General features: G+C 68.4%; 20 protein-coding genes. 13 read left to right on the plus strand and 7 right to left on the minus strand.

Going from position 1 to position 23099, the window contains the following annotated elements:
* Positions 1–131: 131 nt before the first annotated feature.
* The 4 genes from ABTX18_RS08245 to ABTX18_RS08260 are packed head-to-tail and all read left to right on the plus strand — an operon-like array spanning position 132 to position 4214.
* A complete protein-coding gene (locus ABTX18_RS08245; protein WP_352122459.1) occupies positions 132–1064 on the plus strand; it encodes an ABC transporter permease in 933 nt (310 codons plus the stop codon).
* The gene (locus ABTX18_RS08250) at positions 1057–2007 is read left to right on the plus strand and encodes an ABC transporter permease (RefSeq protein WP_352121949.1); all 951 of its coding nucleotides are present in this window, start codon (positions 1057–1059) and stop codon (positions 2005–2007) included. Before ABTX18_RS08245 ends, ABTX18_RS08250 begins: the two co-directional genes overlap by 8 nt.
* A 10-nt stretch (positions 2008–2017) precedes the next feature.
* Positions 2018–3076 (plus strand): ABC transporter ATP-binding protein, encoded by a 1059-nt coding sequence (locus tag ABTX18_RS08255; protein WP_352121950.1) that lies wholly within the window; start codon positions 2018–2020, stop codon positions 3074–3076.
* Positions 3069–4214 (plus strand): ABC transporter ATP-binding protein, encoded by a 1146-nt coding sequence (locus ABTX18_RS08260; RefSeq protein ID WP_352121951.1) that lies wholly within the window; start codon positions 3069–3071, stop codon positions 4212–4214. Before ABTX18_RS08255 ends, ABTX18_RS08260 begins: the two co-directional genes overlap by 8 nt.
* A gap of 129 nt (positions 4215–4343) precedes the next feature.
* Here the strand turns inward: ABTX18_RS08260 and ABTX18_RS08265 are convergent, their stop codons facing one another.
* From ABTX18_RS08265 to ABTX18_RS08290, 6 genes are all read right to left on the minus strand, one after another.
* Complete coding sequence (locus tag ABTX18_RS08265; protein WP_352121952.1) at positions 4344–4880, minus strand: hypothetical protein; 537 nt, start codon at positions 4878–4880, stop codon at positions 4344–4346.
* A gap of 325 nt (positions 4881–5205) precedes the next feature.
* On the minus strand, positions 5206–6318 hold the full coding sequence (locus tag ABTX18_RS08270; RefSeq protein WP_352121953.1) for an ABC transporter ATP-binding protein: 1113 nt from the start codon (positions 6316–6318) through the stop codon (positions 5206–5208).
* A gap of 25 nt (positions 6319–6343) precedes the next feature.
* Positions 6344–7381, minus strand: a complete 1038-nt coding sequence (locus ABTX18_RS08275; protein WP_352121954.1) for an ABC transporter ATP-binding protein — start codon at positions 7379–7381, stop codon at positions 6344–6346.
* A gap of 62 nt (positions 7382–7443) precedes the next feature.
* Positions 7444–8424, minus strand: a complete 981-nt coding sequence (locus tag ABTX18_RS08280) for an ABC transporter permease (protein WP_352121955.1) — start codon at positions 8422–8424, stop codon at positions 7444–7446.
* A gap of 105 nt (positions 8425–8529) precedes the next feature.
* Positions 8530–10299 carry an ABC transporter substrate-binding protein gene (locus ABTX18_RS08285; RefSeq protein WP_352121956.1) on the minus strand — a complete coding sequence of 590 codons (1770 nt, stop codon included), beginning with the start codon at positions 10297–10299 and terminating at the stop codon, positions 8530–8532.
* 78 nt (positions 10300–10377) lie between these two features.
* On the minus strand, positions 10378–11373 hold the full coding sequence (locus tag ABTX18_RS08290) for an ABC transporter permease (RefSeq protein ID WP_503061121.1): 996 nt from the start codon (positions 11371–11373) through the stop codon (positions 10378–10380).
* Between the two features lie 420 nt (positions 11374–11793).
* Between ABTX18_RS08290 and ABTX18_RS08295 the strand changes: the two genes are divergently transcribed.
* The 6 genes from ABTX18_RS08295 to ABTX18_RS08320 all read left to right on the plus strand — a co-directional run bounded on the left by ABTX18_RS08295 (position 11794) and on the right by ABTX18_RS08320 (position 19065).
* Complete coding sequence (locus ABTX18_RS08295; RefSeq protein WP_352121958.1) at positions 11794–13425, plus strand: peptide ABC transporter substrate-binding protein; 1632 nt, start codon at positions 11794–11796, stop codon at positions 13423–13425.
* 106 nt (positions 13426–13531) lie between these two features.
* Entirely contained in the window at positions 13532–14455 is a 924-nt protein-coding gene (locus tag ABTX18_RS08300) for an ABC transporter permease (protein ID WP_352121959.1), read from the plus strand.
* Positions 14448–15422, plus strand: coding sequence for an ABC transporter permease (locus tag ABTX18_RS08305; protein WP_352121960.1), 975 nt, complete (start codon positions 14448–14450; stop codon positions 15420–15422). Before ABTX18_RS08300 ends, ABTX18_RS08305 begins: the two co-directional genes overlap by 8 nt.
* Before the next feature lie 13 nt (positions 15423–15435).
* A complete protein-coding gene (locus tag ABTX18_RS08310) occupies positions 15436–16413 on the plus strand; it encodes an ABC transporter ATP-binding protein (protein WP_352121961.1) in 978 nt (325 codons plus the stop codon).
* Entirely contained in the window at positions 16403–17704 is a 1302-nt protein-coding gene (locus ABTX18_RS08315) for an ABC transporter ATP-binding protein (RefSeq protein ID WP_352121962.1), read from the plus strand. Before ABTX18_RS08310 ends, ABTX18_RS08315 begins: the two co-directional genes overlap by 11 nt.
* A 263-nt stretch (positions 17705–17967) precedes the next feature.
* Positions 17968–19065 (plus strand): hypothetical protein, encoded by a 1098-nt coding sequence (locus tag ABTX18_RS08320; protein ID WP_352121963.1) that lies wholly within the window; start codon positions 17968–17970, stop codon positions 19063–19065.
* Positions 19066–19069: 4 nt separating this feature from the next.
* Here ABTX18_RS08320 and ABTX18_RS08325 read toward each other — a convergent pair whose 3' ends face one another.
* Positions 19070–21151 (minus strand): S9 family peptidase, encoded by a 2082-nt coding sequence (locus tag ABTX18_RS08325; protein ID WP_503061122.1) that lies wholly within the window; start codon positions 21149–21151, stop codon positions 19070–19072.
* A 211-nt stretch (positions 21152–21362) separates the two neighbouring features.
* Between ABTX18_RS08325 and ABTX18_RS08330 the strand changes: the two genes are divergently transcribed.
* The 3 genes from ABTX18_RS08330 to ABTX18_RS08340 all read left to right on the plus strand — a co-directional run bounded on the left by ABTX18_RS08330 (position 21363) and on the right by ABTX18_RS08340 (position 23045).
* The gene (locus ABTX18_RS08330) at positions 21363–21557 is read left to right on the plus strand and encodes a hypothetical protein (protein ID WP_136330729.1); all 195 of its coding nucleotides are present in this window, start codon (positions 21363–21365) and stop codon (positions 21555–21557) included.
* Positions 21558–21639: 82 nt separating this feature from the next.
* The gene (gene mshB / locus ABTX18_RS08335) at positions 21640–22602 is read left to right on the plus strand and encodes an N-acetyl-1-D-myo-inositol-2-amino-2-deoxy-alpha-D-glucopyranoside deacetylase (RefSeq protein ID WP_352121965.1); all 963 of its coding nucleotides are present in this window, start codon (positions 21640–21642) and stop codon (positions 22600–22602) included.
* Positions 22599–23045 carry a DUF6113 family protein gene (locus tag ABTX18_RS08340; RefSeq protein WP_352121966.1) on the plus strand — a complete coding sequence of 149 codons (447 nt, stop codon included), beginning with the start codon at positions 22599–22601 and terminating at the stop codon, positions 23043–23045. The genes mshB and ABTX18_RS08340 overlap by 4 nt, the downstream gene beginning before the upstream one ends.
* The last annotated feature ends 54 nt before the right edge of the window (positions 23046–23099 follow it).

Raw genomic sequence — 23099 nt, forward strand, 5'->3', positions numbered from 1 at the left:
CACTGAAAAGCGGCCCGCCCTGCCCGCACGGCAGTGGCCGGGGGGCCCTTCCACGCAACCGACGACCCCAGGGGGAGTCAGGTGCAGGGGAGGGCCCGTCGGCTGCCGCCTGCCTATTACATGGAGGCATGATGGGGCGCTATGTCGCACGACGACTGCTCCAGATGATCCCGGTCTTCCTCGGGACAACCCTGCTGATCTTCCTGATGGTCTACACGCTGCCCGGCGACCCCGTGCGCGGGCTCTTCGGGGACAAGGGCGTCGATCCGGCCACACTGGCCAGACTTCGCCATGAGCACGGACTCGATCAGCCGATCCTGCAGCAGTACTGGAATTACATGACAGGCATCGTCCTGCACTTTGATTTCGGTAAGCAGATAGCCAGCGAACGTCCCGTCACGGACGTCCTCGGCGACGCGTTCCCCGTCACCCTCCGGCTGGCCGGCATGGCGTTCGTCATCGAGATCATCGTCGGCATCGGGCTGGGCATGGTCGCCGGTCTGCGGGCCGGCCGGCTCACCGACAACGTGGTCCTGGTCTTCACCCTGCTGATCATCTCGATCCCCGTGTTCGTCCTCGGCTTCATCGTCAAGACGGTGTTCGCCTTTCAGCTCGGCTGGATCGATCCGAACGTCTCCGGCGACGCCAAGTGGAGTGAACTGCTGGCGCCCGCCATCGTGCTGGGATCGCTGTCACTCGCCTACGTGGCAAGACTCACGCGTACGACGATGGCCGAGAACCTGCGCTCGGACTACATGCGGACCGCCATCGCCAAGGGGCTGCCCAAGCGGCGCATCATAGGTGTGCACCTGATGCGCAACTCGCTGATCCCCGTCATCACCTTCCTCGGCACCGACCTGGGCGCCCTGATGGGCGGCGCGGTCGTCACCGAGGGCCTGTTCAACGTCAAGGGTGTCGGCGGCACGATCTACGAGTCGATCGTCAAGCGTGAAGGCACGACGCTCGTCGGCCTCGTCACCATCCTGGTGCTCGTCTATCTCCTCATGAGCCTCATCGTCGACCTGCTGTACGCGGTCCTGGACCCGAGGATCCGTTATGCCTGACGTGACCAAGACCGCCCCCACGCCCGAGGACGCCAAGGCGCCCGTCGCGGACCCGTCGGCGGTGGTGAAGGCGGAGAAGGCCCGTAGCCTGTGGGGTGACGCCTGGCGGGACCTGCGTTCCAACTGGTACTTCATCATCTCCTCGGTACTGATCGCCATCCTCATCGTGATGGCGATCTTCCCGGGCCTGTTCACCAGTGCCTCGCCGACCTCCGCCGACCTGGTGCACCACTACCTGGGCAAGCCGGAGCTCGGCAAGATCGGCTCCGAGGGCTGGCTCGGGTACGACGGCCAGGGTCACAGCGTCTACGCCCGTGTCATCTACGGCACCCGGGCCTCGGTCACCGTCGGCATCTGCGTCACCCTCCTGGTGACGCTGTTCGGCGGACTGATCGGCATGCTCGCCGGCTACTTCGGCGGCTGGATCGACTCCCTGCTCTCCGGGTTCTTCACCAACGTCTTCCTGGGCATCCCCTTCCTGCTGGGCGCCATGGTGGTCCTCCAGGCCTTCACCGACCGGACGATCTGGGTGGTCATCTTCGCCCTGGCGTTCCTCGGCTGGACGCAGATCGCGCGTGTCATGCGTGGCGCGGTGATCGTCATCAAGCAGTCGGACTACGTCCAGGCCGCCAGAGCGCTCGGCGCGGGGACCAACCGGATCCTTTTCCGGCACATTCTGCCCAACGCCATGGCCCCGGTGATCGTGGTCGCCACCATCTCGCTCGGTGTCTACATCTCGGCCGAGGCGACGCTGTCCTACCTGGGTCTCGGTCTGGCCTCGCCGACCATCTCCTGGGGCATGGACATCTCCGGTGGCGCCGCTCAGATCCGCGTCGCACAGCACATCCTGATCTACCCGTCGATCATGCTCAGCATCACCGTTCTGGCGTTCATCATGCTCGGCGAAGCCGTCCGTAACGCCCTCGATCCGAAGTCGCGATAGGAGGGCGAACGTGACCACCATCGACAAGACGGCCGAAGTCCCGTCCCCGCGCTCGGGTGACGACCACGTCGGCCCGCTGCTCGAAGTCCGTGACCTGCACGTGGAGTTCCACACCCGCGACGGTGTGGCCAAGGCGGTCAACGGTGTCAACTACAGCGTGGACGCCGGGGAGACCCTCGCCGTTCTCGGTGAGTCCGGCTCCGGCAAGTCCGTGACGGCGCAGGCCATCATGGGCATCCTCGACATGCCGCCGGGCAAGATCCCGCAGGGCGAGATCCTCTTCCGCGGCCAGGACATGCTCAAGATGTCCTACGAGGAGCGGCGGAAGATCCGCGGCCAGAAGATCGCGATGATCTTCCAGGACGCGCTCTCCTCGCTGAACCCGGTACTCAGCGTCGGCTACCAGCTCGGCGAGATGTTCCGGGTCCACCAGGGCCTGTCCAAGAAGGAAGCCCGCGCCAAGGCCATCGAGCTGATGGACCAGGTGAAGATCCCGGCCGCCGCGGCCCGGGTCGCGGACTATCCGCACCAGTTCTCCGGCGGTATGCGCCAGCGCATCATGATCGCCATGGCGCTGGCCCTGGAGCCGGACCTGATCATCGCGGACGAGCCGACCACCGCGCTCGACGTGACCGTTCAGGCGCAGGTCATGGACCTGCTCGCGGAACTCCAGCGCGAGTACAACATGGGCCTGATCCTGATCACGCACGACCTCGGCGTCGTCGCGGACGTCGCCGACAAGATCGCGGTCATGTACGCGGGCCGGATCGTCGAGACCGCTCCGGTGCACGAGATCTACAAGCGCCCGGCGCACCCCTACACCAAGGGGCTGCTCGAGTCGATCCCGCGCCTGGACCAAAAGGGCCAGGAGCTCTTCGCGATCAAGGGCCTGCCGCCCAACCTGCTTCACGTGCCGTCGGGCTGTGCCTTCAACCCGCGCTGCACGATGGCGCAGGACATCTGCCGTACGGACATCCCGGCGCTGCGCCCGGTGACCGAGCAGGACGGCGCCGAGCTGGTCGGACGCGGCAGCGCCTGCCACTTCTGGAAGGAGACGATCCATGGCTGACATGAAGAAGGAGCCCGTGGACGCCACCCCGAACGTCACCGAGGTGGAGACGGTCGACGCGGTCACCGAGGCGGACGCCGTAGCCGCCATCGAGGCACCCGTGTCCCAGGGCGAGCCGATCCTCCAGGTCCGCAACCTGGTCAAGCACTTCCCGCTGACCCAGGGCGTCCTGTTCAAGAAGCAGGTCGGTGCGGTCAAGGCCGTGGACGGGATCTCGTTCGATCTCTACGCGGGCGAGACGCTCGGCATCGTGGGCGAGTCCGGCTGCGGCAAGTCCACCGTCGCCAAGCTCCTGATGACGCTGGAACGTGCCACCGCCGGCGAGGTCTTCTACAAGGGCCAGGACATCACCAAGCTGTCCGGCCGCGCGCTGAAGGCCGTGCGCCGCAACATCCAGATGGTGTTCCAGGACCCGTACACCTCGCTGAACCCGCGGATGACGGTCGGCGACATCATCGGGGAGCCGTACGAGATCCACCCCGAGGTGGCTCCGAAGGGCGACCGGCGGCGCAAGGTCCAGGAGCTCCTGGACGTCGTCGGCCTCAACCCGGAGTACATCAACCGCTATCCGCACCAGTTCTCCGGCGGCCAGCGCCAGCGCATCGGCATCGCCCGCGGCCTCGCGCTCAACCCGGAGATCATCATCTGCGACGAGCCGGTCTCCGCGCTCGACGTGTCGGTGCAGGCGCAGGTCATCAACCTGATGGGGAAGCTGCAGGACGAGTTCAACCTCTCCTACCTCTTCATCGCGCACGACCTGTCCATCGTCCGGCACATCTCGGACCGTGTCGGGGTTATGTACCTCGGCAAGATGGCCGAGATCGGTACGGACGAGCAGATCTACGACCACCCGACGCACCCCTACACCCAGGCGCTGCTGTCGGCGGTCCCGGTCCCGGACCCGGAGGCCCGTGAGGGCCGCGAGCGGATCATCCTCTCCGGCGACGTCCCGTCCCCGGCCAACCCGCCGTCGGGCTGCCGCTTCCGCACCCGTTGCTGGAAGGCCGAGGCCAAGTGCGCCGAGGAGATGCCGCTGCTGGCGATCCCCGAGCGCTTCAAGACCTCGACGACGCCGGCCGCCCACGAGTCGGCGTGCCACTTCGCGGAGGAGAAGGACGTGGTGCACGCGGTCTCGTAGCCGCACCCGCCCGCGACAACGGAAGGCGCCCGGAACCGATCGGTTCCGGGCGCCTTCCGCATGTCCCCACGGGCGGTGGGCGGACCGTCGTCCCCCGCTGTTCATGACGGTCCGCGCCGCGCGGTCCGGCTACGCGTACTGGATGCCCCACAGGTTGCTGCTCTTCTTCACCGGCGCCACGTTGTTGCTCTTCTTCCACACCTTGCTCTTCTTGCAGCCGCCGGTGTTCTTGGGCACCATGCGGTACTTCGTCACGCTGAAGCCCTTGGCCTCGTGGTACATCATCAGACGGCCGCGGCTCTTGCCGCTCTTCTTCTTGACCGTGGCCGAGTACGTCCAGGTGTCGGACTTGGACCAGGTCTTGCCCACGGAGACGCTGAACGAGGCCGAGGCCTTCGCGAAGATCGCGCCCGCCTCGGTGCCGACGGTCGCCGTGCCGGTCGCGGTCCAGGAGCCCGTCTTGTTCTTGGCGTAGGTGATGGTGACGCCCGGCCGCGCCCAGTCGCTGTGCACCTGCGTGGCGCGCCAGACGGTCTTCTTGTCCCCGATCGAGTAGATCGGGTTGTCGTCGCACCTCGCACCCGCCGAGGCGGGCGCCGCCGCTCCGGCCACCACGCCGGCTCCGAGCAGAGCGGCGGAGACAAGGGTGCTGATGACACGCTTCACGTAGGTCCTCCTGATTGGGGCCTGCTTGTGCTGAACGCGTCATACGTTAGGCCTCAACGTCGGTGTGCCATAAGTGACTTGAGCGACTACTGAGGTTCTTTATGAGGAATCAGAAGTTCCGGCCGATTCCGTTCCGGCGGCGCGGAACGCGAAGGCGCCCGGAACCGATCGGTTCCGGGCGCCGGGCCCGGGTACCCGGGAACCGGGCTCGCAGGTGGCTCGGGTCAATGGGCCGGCGTGCGCGGTTCCTTGGGCCGGGGAGCTCCGCGTGTCCCGGGCCGGTGGGCCCGTTGGCGCGGAGGTCCCCGGGGCGGGGGAAGGGGTGTCAGCCCCCTGCCTCCAGGTTCTTGCCGGCCTTGCCGGGACGCACCCCGTCGCCCTTGCCGAGCTGCGGTCCGCCGGACGCCGTACGCGCCTTCGGGACGGACGACACGACGGCGGTGGGTTCCTCCGGGTAGTGGCAGGCCGTCAGATGACCGTCACGGCCGTCCTGGACCTGCGTCAGCGGCGGAGTCTCACTCGCGCACTTCTCCGTCGCCTTCCAGCAGCGGGTACGGAAGCGGCAGCCGGAGGGCGGATTGACCGGGGATGGCACATCGCCGACCAGCCGCACGCGCTCGACGACCGGCTCGTCGTCGGCGGTGGGCTCCGGCACGGCCGAGAGCAGCGCTCGTGTGTAGGGGTGGCGGGGACTGCCGTACAGGTCCTCGCGGTCGGCGATCTCCACGATCCGGCCGAGGTACATGACGGCCACCCGCTGCGAGAAGTGACGCACGATGGCCAGGTCGTGGGCGATGAACAGGAAGGCGATGCCCAGCTCCTTCTGGAGCTTCTGCAGCAGGTTCACCACCTGTGCCTGGATCGACACGTCCAGGGCCGAGACCGGCTCGTCGGCCACGATGAGCTTCGGCTCCAGGGCCAGCGCGCGGGCCACCCCGATGCGCTGGCGTTGGCCACCGGAGAACTCGTGCGGGAAGCGGTTGTAGTGCTCCGGGTTGAGGCCGACGGTCTCCAGCAACTCCCGTACCCGAGCCTCCCGGCCACCTGTCGGGTCGATGCCGTTGATCTCCATGGGAGCGGCGACGATCTTGCCGACGGTCTGCCGCGGGTTGAGCGAGGCGTACGGGTCCTGGAAGATCATCTGGATCTCGGAGCGGACCGGCGCCAGTGCCTTGCGCGAGGCATGACTGATGTCCTGCCCCCGGTACGAGATCCGGCCTTCGGTCGGTTCCAGGAGGCGGGTGATCAGCCGGCCCGTCGTCGACTTGCCGCAGCCGGACTCGCCGACCAGACCGAGGCTCTCGCCGGCGCCGATCGTGAAGTCCAGGCCGTCGACGGCCTGGACCGCGCCGATCGTCCGCCGAATCGGGAATCCCCCCTTGATCGGGAAGTGCTTGGTGAGCCCGGAGACTTCCAGGAGGGGATCGGTGCTGCTCATGTGGGGAAATCCCGTCTCTCGTAAGTCAGTTGGGCCGGATGGCGGCGAGGTCGGCGAAGAAGTCGGTGCGCTGTTCCGCGGTGAGGTGGCAGGCGGCTCCACGCCCGGCGGTCAGTTCGAGCGGCGGCTGCTCGGCCGAGCAGCGCCCGCCGCCCACCTGCTCGGTGAAGGTGCACCGGGGATGGAAGCGGCAGCCCGTCGGCGGGTTGAGGAGGCTCGGGGGGGTGCCCGGGATCGGCGACAGCGGCACATCGACCGGCCCCTTGAGGCTCGGCATGGACCCCAGCAGACCCCAGGTGTACGGGTGCTGCGGCGCCCGCAGCACCTCCTTCTTCGTGCCACGCTCCACGCACCGGCCGCCATACATCACCAGCACGTCGTCCGCGATGTCGGCGATGACACCCAGGTCGTGCGTGATGAAGACGATCCCCATGCCGAACTCCTGCTGGAGATCCTTGAGCAAGTCCATGATCTGGGCCTGCACGGTGACGTCCAGCGCGGTGGTGGGCTCGTCCGCGATCAGGAGAGCGGGGTTGCAGACCAGCGACATGGCGATCATCGCGCGCTGGCGCATACCGCCGGAGAACTGGTGCGGGTAGTCGTCCACCCGCAGGTCGGGCTGCGGGATGCCCACCTTGGTGAGCATCTCCACGGACCGCGCCCGAGCCTCGTGCCTGGAGGCTCCAGTGTGTTTGCGGAAGGTCTCGCCGATCTGCCTGCCGATCGTGTGGTAAGGCGACAGCGAGGCCAGGGCGTCCTGGAAGATCATCGCCATCTTGTTGCCGCGGAGCCGTTCCAGCTCACGCTCGGAGGCGGCGAGCAGGTCCTGCCCGTCGAGCAGGATCTCGCCGTCGACCTCGGTGTGGTCGGGATCGTGCAGGCCCAGGACCGAAAGGTTGGTGACCGACTTGCCCGAACCGGACTCGCCGACGATGCCGAGGGTCTTGCCCTTCTGCACGTCGAAGGAGAGGCCGTCGACGGCCTTGACGACGCCGTCCTCGGTCGAGAAGTGGACGTGCAGATCCTTGACGGACAGAAGAGGAGGCTGATCGGTGCTCGTCACGGGGACGCTCCAGGAGGACGGTGCGGGAGGCAGAGGGTGGGACCGGAACGGGCGAGCGGGGGTCAGGCGAGCCGGATCCGTGGGTCGATGAGGCCGTAGACCGCGTCCACGATGATGTTCGCGAAGACGATGGCACCGGCGGCGACCACGGTGACCCCCATCAGCATGGGCAGGTCGCTCGTGTCGACCGAGTGGACGGAGAGCTGGCCGAGGCCCTGGAGGCTGAAGGTCGCCTCGGTGATGATGGCGCCGCCGACGAGAGTGCCCAGGTCGATGCCGAAGATGGTGACGATGGGGCCCATCGCGCCCCGCCAGGCGAAGCGGAAGAAGACCGAGCTCCGGGACAGCCCCTTGGCGCGCGCCGTGCGGACGTAATCCTCGCTGAGCTGTTCGACCAGCTGGGAGCGGGTCATGCGGGTGTAGTTGGCGGTGAAGATGATCGACAGCACCAGCCATGGGAGCAGCAGCCCCGAGGCCCACTTCGCCGGGTTCTCGGTGAAGGGCGTGTAGGAGGGCTGGCTGAGCAGGCCCATCTGCTGGACCAGCAGGAACATGGCGATGTAGCCGACGAAGTAGATCTGCAGCGAAGACCCGAGCAGGGAGGCCGAGCTGGCGATCTTGTCCAAGGGCTTGCCGTGCTTGACGGCGGCGAGCATGCCCGCACCGACACCGAAGATCACGAAGAAGACGGAAGCGCCCAGTGAGATCGAGAGGGTCGTCGGGAGCCGGTCCATGATCGTGCCGAAGACGGGCTGGCGGTTGGTGAAGGAGTAGCCGAGGCAGGGGGCCGGGCAGTGGCCGTAGTTCCCGTAGTCCCGGCCGGTGAAGATGCCGGCGAGCCAGTGCCAGTACTGGACGGGCAGCGGGTCGGCGATCCCCAGGTTCTGCTTGATCTGGGTGAGCAGTTCCGGGGTGCAGACCTTGCCGCAGGCGAGCCTCGCGGGGTCACGGGGTATGGCGTAGAAGAGGTAGAAGGTGATGGCGCTGATGATCAGCAGAATGACGAGAGCGCCGGTCACGCGGCGGAGCAGGAAACGAAGCATGGATCGTGACTTTCCGGGTGTGGCGCCGTCGCCGGGGTGTGGGGAGCGGGGAAGGGAACCGGGAACGGGGGAGGGCGGCCGGTCGGGCCGCCCTCCCCGGCCGGGTTACGCCATCGCGAAGAGCTTGGTGATGGCGATGCCGGTGTTACCCGAGTCGTAGACCATGCCGCCGACCTTGGAGCCGTGGAACCAGTTGCGGATCGGCCAGTAGTCCGGCACGCAGGCGGCCAGTTCCATGATCTGGCGGTCGATCGCGCCCCAGGCCTTGTTGGCCTCCTCGACGTCGGTGATCTTGGCCGCGGCATCGATGGCCTTGTTGACGCCCGTGTCGTTCAGCTGCGGCCAGTTGGAGGCGCCGTTGGCGATGACCCGGCCGTCGAAGGTCGGCTGGAGGGCCGTGTAGCCGCCCGGCCAGTCGGCGGACCAGCCGGCCGCGAACATGTCGAACTTGTTGTCGATCTGGGCGATCTGGCTGTAGAAGGAGGTCTTGTCGACCTGCTTCGTCACCACGTCGAAGCCCGCCTTCGTCAGCGCGCTCTTGATGGCGACGGCCTGCTTGACCGCGTTGTCGGACTGCTGGAAGGCGATGACGATCTTCTGGCCCTCCGCGCCGGCCTCCTTCAGGAGCGCCTTGGCCTTGACCGGGTCGCCCGCGGGCTTGGCCTTCTTGCCGTAGAGGTCGAAGTCCGCGTGGCCCGGGGTGAGGGGGCTGATGACGGTGGTCGCGATCTCCGAGGACGAGGCGCCACCGCGGATGAGCTGCGTCTGCTGCGCCGGCCAGGCGTAGTTGAGCGCCTGGCGGACCTTGACGTCCTTGATGCGGGTCGTGTTGATCGCGTAGTAGTACGTCGCGGCGTCGAGGTGGGTCAGGACGCGCTTCTTCAGGGCCGGGTCGCCGAGGACCTTCTGGATGCGCTCGGGGGCGACCTCGTTGAGCATCGACAGGGTGTGCTGGTCGTTGCCCTGATCGGCGATGTAGCGGTCGGTGGACGCGAGGGACTGGAAGCCGAACTGCAGCTCGAACTTGTCCGGGTACGCGTTGCGGATCGGGTCGGTGGCCGGGTCCCAGTGCTCGTTGCGCGACAGGGACATCGACTTGCCGATCTTGCGGTTGTCGATTTTGTACGGTCCGCAGGAGAACGGCTGCTTGTCGTAGTCCTCCTTGGTGTCCTTCTTCTTCGGCACCATGGAGAACGCCCGCATGCTCAGGGTGAAGTTGAAGTCACCGCGGGCCTCGGTGAGGTGGAAGGTGACGGTCCGGCCCTCGATCTCGATCGAGTCGAGGTGCTTGCCCTCGTAAGGGCCCTTGTACTTGTCGCCGCCGACCAGCCACTGCTGCGGGTAACGCGGCCCGAAGGTAACGAACTTGGCGAAGAGGCGCTCGAAGGTGTGCCGGACGTCATCCATGCTGATGTCGGAGCCGTCCTGCCACTTCACGCCCTCCTTGAGCGTGAACGACCAGGTCTTGCCGCCGTCCTTGGTCGTACCGGCGTCGGTGGCGAGGTCGCCCACCAGCGTGGTCCCGCCGTCCATGGCGACCTTGTAGCCGACCAGCCCGCGCATGAAGAGGGGGGTGAGGTAGCCCTCGTACGACGACCAGATCTGCGCCGGGTCCAGGTGGTCGCAGTCGATCTGGTCCATCGTGTAGATGGTGCCGCCCTTGACCGCGCTCGGGACCTCGGGGGCGGGACCCGTGGAGTCGGCCTTGGTGCCGACCAGGATCGCCTCCTTCTTGGTGCCGCTGACCTTGGGCGCGTCCTTCTCGCCGGTCTTGCCGCCGCCGCCCGCGTCACCGCTGCTGCATGCGCTCAGGACCGTGGTGCTCGCGGCCGCCACACCGGTGGCTATCAGGAAGTTTCTGCGGGAGAAAGACATGTCTATGTGTCCTTGGAATCGAGGGACGGGCACGTACGACGGGCCGGACCACGGCGGCCGGACCGATAGGGCGTCGGATCAGCCCTTGGACTTCGGGTCCAGGGCGTCGCGTACCGAGTCGCCGAGCAGATTGAAGGCGAGCACGAACACGATCATGGAGATGCCGGGGAAGAGCATGAAGGTGATGTCGTCCGTGTAGAAGGACGCTCCGCGCTGGATCATCACGCCCCAGTCCGGGGTCGGGTCGATGATGCCGACGCCGAGGAAGGCCAGGCCCGCCTCCGCCGTCACATAGGCCGGCAGGGCGAGGGTCGCCTGGATCAGGATCGGCGTCCAGAGATTCGGAAGCAGTTCCTTGAAGATGATCCTGGTGGGCGAGGCGCCGGTCACCTTGGCGGCCTCGATGAACTCCCGTTCGCGCAGGGCGAGTACCTGACCGCGCAGCAGGCGGGCCATCGAGGCCCAGCCGAAGGCGGTGAGGACGAGGATCAGGGAGGTGGCCCGCAGCGACGTCGGGATCTCGTCGTCCGGTGCGACGAACAGGCTGTAGACGACCGGCATGAAGGCGATGAAGAACAGCGTCGACGGGAACGACAGCAGGATGTCGATGACCCGGCCGATGAAGTAGTCCGTCCGGCCGCCCAGATAGCCGGCCGTGATGCCGACGATCACGCCGACGACGGTGACGAGGATCGTGGTTGCCGCCGCGATGAGCAGCGACGTGCGGATGCCGTACAGCAGGAACGTGAAGACGTCTCGGCCCAGTTGTGGCTCGATGCCGAACCAGTACTCGCTGCTGATGCCGCCGTTGGGTTTGATCGGATACGCGAAGCCGTTGAGCAGCCCGGGTATGTCCTGGCCGTAGGTCGTGTACGGATCCTTGCCGTACAGCTTCGCGATCAGCGGCGCCGCCAGCGCGATCACGAAGAAGAACACGACGATGCAGGCGGACACCACGCCGGTCTTGTCGCGCTTGAAGCGGATCCAGGCCAGACGGCCCGGACTCCTGGCGGCCGCGCCCTTGTTGGTGCTGTCGGGCAGCCGGGACTCCCCGGTCAATTCGGTGGGCGTCATGTCCACCGAAAGACTGGGGGCCGGGGATGGCGTGGTCATCGTGCTCCTGTCCCCGTACGGAACGCGTCCTCCGGGTGGGAGGAGTGTGAAGAAGAGGTTGGGATGGACCCAATCAACCGAGTTGACAGCGGTCAATCAGCTGTGAAAGTCCATACGGGGTCTTTAGCTTCTTGACAGGAACTTGGCATGCACGGGGCGAGATCGGGGTGGACGGCTGCCGCGCGGACGCGACCTTTCGGGTCATCCCGGCCGCTTGCGTCCGATCACGCATGTGTCCTTTTCGTTATCCGGATTTCCTGGTCGTGCGTTCTGCCCTTCAGGTGGCGGGGTGACACATTCGGCCGTAGTGCGGGTGCAGTGATCCTCTTATGAGGTGATATTTGACCTCACGTAAGACGGAGCACTACGAGGAGGCACTCCATGCGCGGAGCCACACAGGTCAAGTGGGCCGCATGCGCGGTGGCCGTCGCCCTGGCGGCGACGGCCTGCGGCGGAGGGGACAGCGGCGGTGGTGGCGGTGGCGCGGATGGGATCGTGAGCTCCTCGTGGGGTGACCCGCAGAACCCGCTGGAGCCCGCCAACACCAACGAGGTGCAGGGCGGCAAGGTGCTCGACATGATCTTCCGGGGGCTGAAGAAGTACGACCCGAAGACCGGCGAGGCGATGAACATGCTCGCCGACAAGATCGAGTCGAAGGACAACCAGAACTTCACCATCACGGTGAAGGACGGCTGGACCTTCAGCAACGGCGAGAAGGTCACCGCCAAGTCGTTCGTGGACGCCTGGAACTACGGCGCCCTGTTGAAGAACAACCAGAAGAACGCCTACTTCTTCGGCTATATCGACGGATACGACAAGGTCCACCCCGAGACCGGCTCGGCGAGCGCCAACACGCTCTCCGGGCTGAAGCTCGTGAACGACAAGACCTTCACCGTCAAGCTGACGCAGAAGTTCTCCCTGTGGCCCGACACCCTCGGTTATCCCGCCTTCGCGCCGCTGCCCAAGGCCTTCTTCACCGACCACGACGCCTGGGTGTCCAAGCCGGTCGGCAACGGCCCGTACACGATCGACAAGTACACCAAGGGCTCGTCCATGAGCCTGCGCAAGTGGGACGACTACCCCGGTGACGACAAGGCGAAGAACGGCGGGATCGACCTCAAGGTCTACACCGACAACAACACCGCCTACACCGACCTGACGGCCGGCAACCTCGACCTCGTCGACGACGTGCCTGCGTCCCAGCTCAAGAACGTCAAGGCGGACCTCGGCGACCGTTACATCAACACCCCGGCCGGCATCATCCAGACCCTCGCGTTCCCGTTCTACGACAAGCAGTGGAACACCGCAGGCGCGATCAAGGTTCGCCAGGGCCTCTCCATGGCGATCAACCGGGAGCAGATCACCAACCAGATCTTCCAGAAGACCCGCACCCCCGCCTCCGACTGGACCTCCCCGGTCCTCGGCGCCGACGGCGGCTTCAAGAAGGGCCTCTGCGGCAAGGAGTGCACGTACAACGCCGCCGACGCCAAGAAGATGATCCAGGACGGCGGTGGCATCCCCGGCGGCCAGCTCAAGATCTCGTACAACGCGGACACCGGATCCCACAAGGAGTGGGTCGACGCCGTCTGCAACAGCATCAACAAGGTCATGGGCAACAACAAGGCGTGCGTGGGCGCCCCGGTCGGCACCTTCGCCGACTTCCGCAGCCAGGTCTCCCAGCAGAAGCTGCACGGCGCCTGGCGCGCGGGCTGGCAGATGGACTACCCGCTGATCCAGAACTTCCTGCAGCCCGTCTACTACACCAACGCCTCGTCCAACGACGGCAAGTGGAACAACAAGCAGTTCGACAGCCTCGTCAACAAGGCGAACGCCGAGTCGGACAAGGCCGAGGCCGTCTCCACCTTCCAGGACGCCGAGAAGGTCATGGTCCAGCAGATGCCCGTCATCCCGCTCTGGTACCAGAACGGCAGTGCCGGCTACTCGGAGAACGTCACCAACGTCTCGCTGAACCAGTTCAGCGTCCCGGTGTACGAGCAGATCGAGGTCAAGTGACCCGGTAGGCAGCCGGGTGGCCGGGGCGCTCACGCACCGGCCACCCGGCTTCCCCGTCCCCGGCCCCCGATGACACCTCAGCCACCCGCGACCCCCGGAGCCCTTCATGGGACGTTATGTGATCCGGCGGCTGCTGCAGATGATCCCGGTCTTCTTCGGCACCACGCTGTTGATCTTCCTCATGGTTAACGTGATGGGTGACCCCATCGCGGGTCTCTGCGGCGACCGCCAGTGCGACCCGGCGACCGCCGCCCAACTCCGTTCGGAATTCGGCCTCGACAAGCCGGTCTGGCAGCAATACCTCACGTACATGGGCAATGTCTTCACCGGCGACTTCGGCACCGCGTTCAACGGGCAGAAGGTCACCGAGCTGATGGCCACGGCCTTCCCCATCACCATCCGCCTCACCCTCATCGCGATCGTCTTCGAGATCGTCATCGGCATCACCCTCGGCGTCCTCACCGGCCTGCGCCGCGGCCGCCCCATCGACACCGGCGTGCTGATCCTGACCCTGGTCGTCATCTCCATCCCGACCTTCGTCACCGGTCTGCTCCTGCAACTCCTGCTCGGCGTGGAGTGGGGCGTCATCAAACCCTCCGTCTCCAGCGAGGCACCGCTCAACGAGCTGCTCATCCCCGGCCTCGTGGTCGCCTCCGTCTCGCTGGCCTACGTCACCCGGCTCACCCGCACCTCGATCGCCGAGAACGCCCGCGCCGACTACGTGCGCACCGCGGTCGCCAAGGGCCTGCCCAGACGCCGCGTCATCATCCGCCACCTGCTGCGCAACTCGCTGATCCCCGTCATCACCTTCATCGGTACGGACGTGGGCGCCCTGATGGGCGGGGCGATCGTCACCGAGCGGATCTTCAACATCCACGGCGTCGGCTACCAGCTCTACCAGGGCATTCTGCGCCAGAACTCCCAGACCGTCGTCGGGTTCGTCACCGTCCTGGTGCTGGTCTTCCTGGCGGCGAACCTGATCGTCGACCTGCTGTACGCCGTACTCGACCCGAGGATCCGCTATGCCTGAGCAGACACCGGACGAGGCGATCTCGTCCGCCGGAGCCGGCGGAACGATGGACCTCGCACTCGACGAGGGCGACACCCTCGAGAAGACTCCCGGCGGCCCCCGGGGAACGGGCCCCGACACCAAACCCCAGAGCCTGTGGTCCGACGCCTGGCGCGACCTGCGCCGCAACCCCGTCTTCATCATCTCCGCGCTGATCATCCTGTTCCTGGTGATCATCTCGATCTGGCCGCAGCTCATCGCCTCCGGCGACCCCCTCGACTGCGACCTGGACAAGGCCCAGGAGGGCTCCCAGCCCGGCCACCCCTTCGGGTACGACGGACAGGGCTGCGACGTCTACACCCGGGTCGTGTACGGCGCCCGGAACTCCGTGACCGTCGGCATCTGCTCCACCATCGGCGTCTCCCTGATCGGCAGCGTCCTCGGCGGTCTGGCCGGCTTCTTCGGCGGCTGGTGGGACGCGATCCTCTCCCGCCTCACCGACGTCTTCTTCGGCATCCCCGTCGTCCTCGGCGGACTGGTCTTCCTCTCCGTGGTGACCAGCTCCACCGTCTGGCCGGTCATCGGCTTCATCGTGCTGCTGGGCTGGCCGCAGATCGCCCGCATCGCCCGCGGCTCCGTGATCACCGCCAAACACAACGACTACGTGCAGGCGGCCCGGGCGCTCGGCGCCTCCAACGGACGGATGATGCTTCGCCACATCGCACCGAACGCCGTCGCACCGGTCATCGTCGTCGCGACGATCGCGCTGGGCACGTACATCTCCCTGGAGGCGACCCTGTCGTTCCTCGGCGTCGGCCTGAAGCCGCCGGCCGTCTCCTGGGGCATCGACATCTCGGCAGCGTCCCAGTACATCCGCAACGCCCCGCACATGCTCCTCTGGCCGGCCGGCGCGCTGGCGGTCACCGTGCTCGCGTTCATCATGCTCGGCGACGCGGTGCGCGACGCCCTCGATCCCAAGCTGCGCTGAGGAGTCCGCTGCCATGTTGCTCGAAGTGCGCGATCTGCACGTGGAGTTCCACACCCGGGACGGGGTCGCCAGGGCCGTCAACGGGGTCAACTACTCGGTGGCCGAGGGCGAGACGCTCGCCGTGCTCGGCGAGTCCGGCTCCGGCAAATCGGTCACCGCGCAGGCGATCATGGGCATTCTCGACATGCCGCCCGGAAAGATCAGCGGCGGCGAGATCTTCTTCAAGGACCGCGACCTGCTGAAGCTCAAGAAGGAGGAGCGCCGGAAGATCCGAGGCCAGGAGATGGCCATGATCTTCCAGGACGCGCTCTCCTCCCTCAACCCCGTGCTCACCGTGGGGGAGCAGCTCGGCGAGATGTTCGTCGTGCACCGCGGGCTGTCCCGCAAGGACGCGAAGGCCAAGGCCGTCGAGCTGATGGACCGGGTCCGCATCCCGGCCGCCAAGGAGCGGGTCGGCAACTACCCGCACCAGTTCTCCGGCGGCATGCGCCAGCGCATCATGATCGCGATGGCGCTGGCCCTGGAACCCTCGCTGATCATCGCGGACGAACCCACCACCGCCCTCGACGTCACCGTCCAGGCCCAGGTGATGGACCTCCTCGCCGAGCTCCAGCGCGAGCTGAACATGGGCCTCATCCTGATCACCCACGACCTGGGCGTGGTCGCCGACGTCGCCGACAAGATCGCGGTGATGTACGCGGGCCGGATCGTCGAGACCTCACCCGTCCACGACATCTACAAGGCGCCCGCACACCCGTACACCAAGGGCCTGCTCCGCTCCATCCCGCGCCTGGACCAGAAGGGCCAGGAGCTCTACGCGATCAAGGGCCTGCCGCCCAACCTGCTGCACATCCCGCCCGGCTGCGCCTTCAACCCGCGCTGCCCGAAGGCGCAGGACGTCTGCCGTACCGACGTGCCGCCGCTCTACGACGTGGCCGAGCACCGGCAGAGCGCCTGCCACTTCTGGAAGGAGACGCTCGATGAGCGCTGACCACACGGGGCGCAGGGAAGCGCGCGAAGAGGGCGAGGTGGCACGGGCGCTCCTGTCCAAGTCGCGGCAGGGCAGCGCGTACGCGGGCGGCGAGCCGATCCTGGAGGTGCGCGACCTCGTCAAGCACTACCCCCTGACCCAGGGCATCCTGATCAAGAAGCAGATCGGTGCCGTCAAGGCCGTCGACGGGGTCTCCTTCGACCTGGCGGCCGGCGAGACCCTGGGCATCGTGGGGGAGTCCGGCTGCGGGAAGTCGACCGTCGCCCGGATGCTGGTGCATCTGGAGCGGCCGACGGCCGGTGCGATCCGGTACAAGGGCGAGGACGTCACCAAGCTGTCCGGCCGGGCGCTCAAGGCCGTGCGCCGCAACATCCAGATGGTGTTCCAGGACCCGTACACCTCGCTGAACCCGCGGATGACGGTCGGCGACATCATCGGGGAGCCGTACGAGATCCACCCCGAGGTGGCTCCGAAGGGCGACCGGCGGCGCAAGGTCCAGGACCTGCTGGACGTCGTCGGCCTCAACCCGGAGTACATCAACCGCTACCCGCACCAGTTCTCCGGCGGCCAGCGCCAGCGCATCGGCATCGCCCGCGGCCTCGCGCTCAACCCGGAGATCATCGTCGCCGACGAACCCGTCTCGGCCCTGGACGTCTCCGTCCAGGCCCAGGTGGTCAACCTGCTGGACCGGCTCCAGGCGGAGTTCAACCTCAGCTATGTGTTCATCGCCCACGACCTCTCCATCGTCCGGCACATCTCCGACCGGGTCGGCGTGATGTACCTCGGCCGGTTCATCGAGATCGGCACGGACGAGGAGATCTACGACCACCCCACGCACCCGTACACCCAGGCGCTGCTCTCCGCGGTGCCGGTGCCGGACCCGATGGCGCGCGAGTACCGCGAGCGGATCATCCTGCACGGCGACGTGCCCTCGCCCGCCAACCCGCCGTCCGGCTGCCGCTTCCGCACCCGCTGCTGGAAGGCGCAGGAGCGGTGCGAGCTGGAGGTGCCGCTGCTGGCGGTCCCGGCCGCCTTCCGGCTGACGGACACCCCGGCCAAGCACGATTCGGCCTGTCACTTCGCGGAGGAGAAGCGGGTGGTGCCCCCGGAGGGGACGCTGGAGCAGGTGGGGGAGGGCGAAGAAGGCGGCGAGGGTGGCACGGGCGCCGCCGGGGCCGGGCCGGACGTGGAGACGGTGGACCGGGAGGCGCGGAGGCCACCGCAGGCCGCGCCGGGTGAGGGTGGCGACGACGGCCCGCCGCCGCCCTCCGGCAGCACCCGGGTCAGCTGAGCCGGCGGTCCGCGCGACCGCCCGCGAGGGCCGGCGGCGTCGCGCGGCCGGGTCGTTAACGCGAGGGCAACTCGGGCGTCTCACGTCCGATATACGGACCCGTCAGCATGGACCGCGTACGGCCGTGCGGGTGCCGTGGACCGGCCGGAAGGACGTCACGTCCCTCCGGCCGGTCGCCCGACGGGACCAGGCCGACGGCCCTCTTGTCGGGAGGGCGGGCGCGGTGGAGTATCGCTGAGGTGATACTCACCCGTGGAGCAAGAGTGACCGGCGCCGCTCTCTGCGCGGTGCTCGCCCTGATCGTCGCCGGCTGGCTCGTACGGGACATCAGGGCCGTGGACGCCGACGAACTGTGGCGCTACTGGGCCGGTTTCCAGGACGCGCGTCCCGAGGCGGTGCCCGCGACCTCGCCCCTGGATGTCGCCCTCCTCGTGGTGTACGCCGTCGCCACCGTCGCCGCGCTGCGCTCCTCGGTCGCCACCACCGCCCTCGTCGCCACTGGCGTCATCACCCTCGCCGTACGGCTGCCGGGGCTCTGGAACATCGGCAGCCGCCGGATGGAGACGTTGTTCTCCGACGATCTGCGCTCACGGGCGCTGATCTGCGCCTTCGTCGCCCTCGCCGCGGGTATCGCGCTGCTCATCACCGCCGGGGCGGGCCGCCGTCCGCCGGCCGGCTCCTACGAGCCGCTGCCCTCCCGGCCGGGGCCGGGGGCCTCGGTCGCCGCGTTCCTGATGCTGGGTGCGGCCGGGGCGGTGCTGATCGCCTGGGAGATCCGCCAGATGGTGCGATACCCCGAGATCTATCCCGCGTGGTACGTGGGCGGTGACGACCGGGTCCCGCACGGGGTGACCGACCCGCCGCCCGGCTGGGCGACCGCGGCGATCGCGCTGCTGTGTCTCGTCGCGGGGGCGAGCGCCCTCTTCCACGCCGTGCACGCGCGGCCGTTCGGGCTGACGGCCGCCGCGCTGCTGCTGCCGGGCGGGGTGCTGGGTGTGGTCAGGACCGTGCACTACGACCTGTTCGATCATTTCGGCTCGCTGCCGACCGACACCCAACTGACGGTGCTGAGCTGGTTCTTCGAGGTGTTCGCCGCGCTGGCGGTGCTGATCGCGCTGGCTCCGAGGGGGCTCGCCGACGTCCCCGACCCGTACGGGCCCGGGCCGGGGCAGGGGTACGGACCGGGGCAGGGGCCGGGGTACGGATCCCCGGGATTCGGGCCTCCGGGCGACAACCCGTACAACCCGTCCCCGTACGGCCCGGGGCAGCAGCAGCCGCCGGCCCCGGGGTACGGATACCCGCAGGGCGGCGGCGGGTTCGGGCCGCCCCCGCCGCCCTCCCAGCCGCCGCCGGGCTGGTAGCGGCCTACATGCCGAGTGACCGCTTCAGGAAGTCCACCTGGAGCAGCAGCAGGTTCTCGGCCACCTTCTCCTGCGGTGTCATGTGCGTCACCCCGCTCAGCGGCAGCACCTCGTGCGGGCGGCCCGCCGCCAGCAGCGCCGATGACAGCCGCAGGGTGTGCGCGACCACCACGTTGTCGTCCGCGAGCCCGTGGATGATCATCATTGGCCGGACCTGGTCTGCGGCGTGCGAGAGCCCCTCGTCGGTGAGCAGCGAGTTGTCCGCGTACACCTCGGGCTGCTTGGCCGGGTCGCCGAGATAGCGCTCCGTGTAGTGGGTGTCGTACAGCCGCTGGTCGGTCACGGGGGCACCCACGACCGCCGCGTGGAAGACGTCGGGCCGGCGCAGGACCGCCATGCCGGCCAGGAAGCCGCCGAACGACCAGCCCCTGATGCCCACCCGGCCCAGGTCCAGCGGGAACCGCTCCGCGAGCGCGTGCAACGCCTCGACCTGGTCGTCGAGCGTGAGGGCGAGACGGTGCTTGACGGCTTTCTCCCAGCCGGGCGAGCGGCCGGGCGTGCCGCGGCCGTCCGCGACGATCACGGCGAAGCCCTGGTCCGCGAACCACTGCGAGGTGAGGTGGGGATTGTGGGCGGCGAGGACCCGGCGGCCGTGCGGTCCGCCGTACGGATCCATGAGAACCGGAAGCGGACCATCCGACTCCTTGTATCCGGTGGGGAGCATCACGGCGCACGGAATCCGCCGTGCGCCCCCTTCGGTGAGCTGCGGCCGGGCGGACAGGACCGGCTGCTCCGCGTGACTGGCGACGGTGGCGATCTGCTTCCCGTCCCGGAACACCCGGACCGTCGATCCGGGCGTGTCCAGTGAGGTGGAGACCATGACGGTCACCCCGCCGGAGCGGACCGCCGTGTGGACGCCCGCACCTTCCGAGACCCGCTCGACGCCCAGCTCGTTGACCCGGTACACATGGCTCTCGCCGATCTCCGGCTCGGCGGCACGCTCGCCCGCCGTCGCCGTGACGAGCAGGTCGGACTCCCCGATGTCCAGCACGGTCCCGATCTGCAACTGCGCCCCGGTCAGCGGCCGGTCGCCGACCGCGAGCACCCGCGCCCCGCCCTCGTCCGCGATCCGCACCAGCCGCCCGTCCGGCGCCCACGCGGGCACCCCGGGGAACAGCTCCAGCCACACCGGGTCCTCGTCCGCGTGCACCGTCCGGGTCGCCCCGGTCTCCGGGTCCAGCGCCAGGTAGAGCTGGCTCTGCTGGTCACGGGCCTGCACCAGCAGCAGCGGCGCCCCGTCCGACGACCAGTGCACCCGCGCCAGATACGGGAACCGGGCCCGGTCCCACACCACTTCGGTACGTTCGCCGGCCAGCCCCACGACGAACAGCCGCACCTCGGCGTTGGGCGTGCCGGCCGCCGGGTACGCGACCTCCGCGGGCTTGCGGTCCGGATGCGCGGGATCGGCGATCCACCACCGCCGCACAGGGCTGTCGTCGACCCGGGCCACGAGCAGCCGGTCCGAGTCCGGCGACCACCAGAAGCCGCGCGAGCGCTGCATCTCCTCGGCCGCGATGAACTCCGCGAGGCCGTACGAGACATCCGCGTCCTCCGGCTCCGCGAGCGCCCTGTCCTCCTCGCCGCCGGCGCCCACGACGCGCAACGCGCCCTTGGACACATATGCGATGTGTCGCCCGTCGGGGGAGGGTCGCGGGTCGATCACCGGGCCCGGCACCGGCAGGGCGCGCGTCGTTCCGGCCCGCAGCTCGGCGACGTACACCTTCCCGGAGAGGGCGAACGCCGCCAACTCGGCCGCCGCGTCCACCGCGTAGCCCACGATCCCCGACGACCCCTCGCGGCTCCGCTCGCGGCGCGCCCGCTCCTGGGCCGAGAGCCGCTCCGCCGAACCGCCCAGCAGCAGTGCCGGATCGGCCACGACCCGTTCCCGCGGGGCCGCGGCGTCGCTCAGGTCCAGTACCCAGAGGCGGCCGGAGCGGTCGGTGCCCGACCCGGAGCGCACGAAGACGACCCGTTCACCGTCGGGTGAGACCGTGAACGCGCGGGGTGCACCGAGGGTGAAGCGCATGGTCCGGGCCAACTGCAGCGGAAAGGTGATCTCTGACGAAGTCATATGCCGAACCTATCGGCCGGCCCCACCGCCCGTGCGCCCCTCGTGCTGCTGTGCCCCGATCAATGCGTTGCCACGGATAGTTATGATCCGTAGCGCTCGGTGGGTATGAACCTGCTGGCTCCATGCGTGCTGCCCGTCCCGACCGTACAGATGGAGGTGAACCGCCGTGGCGCTCTCGATTTCGGCGGTGGTGCTGCTGGCGATCGTCGTCTTCCTGCTGATCCGGAAATCCGGACTGAAGGGCGGACACGCGGTCGTCTGCATGCTGCTCGGTTTCTATCTCGCCAGCTCGTCCATGGCGCCCACCATCTCCGAGCTGACCACGAACGTGGCCGGCATGATCGGGGGCATCAAGTTCTGACGGCTGCGGCCGGTGATCCGGAGGCGTCCGGGGGTGTGGCCGCCGTCGGGCGCGGGGGTCGTCGGCTCGTAGGGTGGTCCCCATGACGGACTTCCCCGCCCGGCGTCTGCTCCTGGTGCACGCGCACCCCGACGACGAGTCGATCAACAACGGCACCACCATGGCCAGGTACGCGGCCGACGGCGCTCTGGTCACGCTGGTGACCTGCACGCTCGGCGAGGAGGGCGAGATCATCCCGCCCGGACTCGCCCATCTCGCCGCAGACCGGGACGACTCCCTGGGCCCTTGGCGCCTGGGCGAACTCGCGGCGGCCATGAAGGAGCTGGGGGTCACCGACCACCGCCTCCTCGGCGGCGCGGGCCGGTACCGCGACTCCGGGATGATGGGCACCGAGCAGAACCTGCGCCCCGGCGCCTTCTGGTCCGCCGACCTCGACGAGGCCGCCGGACACCTCGTGGAGGTGATCCGTGAGGTGCGTCCCCAGGTCCTGGTGACGTACGACCCCGACGGGGGCTACGGGCACCCCGACCACATCCAGGCGCACCGGGTCGCGACCCGCGCCGCCGAGCTGGCCGCCGACCCCGCGTACCGCCCCGGCTCGGGTCCCGCGCACACGATCGCCAAGATCTACTGGAACCGGGTGCCGCGTCCGGTCGTCGAGGAGGGCTTCGCCCGGCTGCGGGCCACCGCCCCCGGCGCGTTCCCCGGCATCGCCGCGATCGACGACGTACCGGGTGTCGTGGACGACTCTCTGATCACCACCGAGATCGATGGCACCCGACACGGCGAGGCGAAGGCCGCGGCGATGCGGGCCCATGCCACCCAGATCGCGCTGGACGGCGCCTTCTTCACCCTGTCGAACAACCTGGGCCAGCCCGTCCTCACCACCGAGTACTACCAGTTGGTGAGCGGCGCACCAGGTGCCACCGGGGGAACCCGGGAACATGATCTCTTCGCGGGAGTCGCGGGAGTCGCAGAGGATACGGGCGTCACAGGCGTCACGGGCGATTCGGACGTCACGGATGCCAAGGAGGCGGGCAGGTGAGCGGCGGAAGGCCGCGGGCCGCGCGGACCAACGCCCCTCCGAGGGACATTCCGGCCACCGGCCTGGCCGCGCCCCTCAACCCCCGCCGGATTGCCGCCCTGCTGGGCCTGGCGGTCCTCGGCGCGCTCGTCGGCATCGCCGGAACACTCGTCCAATCCGCCTGGTTCCCCGGCGGATTGCTGCTGGCCCTGCTCGCGTCCGCAGGCCTCTTCCTCGGCGGCCGCATCCTCATGGGCGCGCAGTCCGGGGTGCTGGCGCCCGCAGCCGGGTGGCTGATTTCGGTCATTGTTCTGCTCGGTGGGAGACCGGAGGGGGACTACGTCTTCGGGGACGAACTGGGCCTCGCCCTCTTCCTGCTGGGCGGCCTGGTCATCGCTGTGATCTGTGCCACGATGTCGCGGGCGGCCCAACTGGGGGCCGACAGCGGCCGACCTGGCAAGTAATGTGCCACGTCCGATCCCGTAATGCCCCCTGTCCGTCCGGGGGGTGTGCAGCCG

The organism is Streptomyces sp. NPDC096323, from assembly GCF_040302845.1.
Lineage (GTDB): Bacteria > Actinomycetota > Actinomycetes > Streptomycetales > Streptomycetaceae > Streptomyces.